The sequence below is a fragment of the Parendozoicomonas verongulae genome (assembly GCF_009711465.1).
GTDB classification, from domain to species: domain Bacteria; phylum Pseudomonadota; class Gammaproteobacteria; order Pseudomonadales; family Endozoicomonadaceae; genus Sansalvadorimonas; species Sansalvadorimonas verongulae.
In genome coordinates, this window is the sequence record NZ_SMME01000162.1 from 1 (window position 1) to 311 (window position 311).

At 49.5% G+C, this 311-nt stretch carries 1 protein-coding gene; it reads right to left on the reverse strand.

Annotated elements, in window-relative coordinates; translation table 11 throughout:
• Window positions 1–180: hypothetical protein (locus E1189_RS24220; RefSeq protein WP_230459801.1), on the reverse strand; the 180-nt coding region annotated here is incomplete at its 3' end.
• Window positions 181–311: the final 131 nt, after the last annotated feature.

Sequence of the window (311 nt, forward strand, 5' to 3'; positions counted from 1 at the left end):
ATCCTTGCGCATGGGTTCCGAACACGTCCCGTCGGACCGTTCAGATACCAGTACATCTTCTGTCTCCTGCGTGTCTGCAGTTTTATCTCTGGTTTCCACTATATAGTGGACAGTGACCTCTTCGCCGGGCTGTGCCTCTGGCATAAACACCATATGCAACCCACTATAGCGATCCTTCATGACCTGAATGTCTTTTCAGGCTCAGTGCGCATGGCAATGATAGTTTCATCGGGGGCCATACTGGGTAAAAAGAGCCACTGTTTACATCCCAACGTCAGGGTGGTTTGACCATAATGATGATTCCTGGCTAA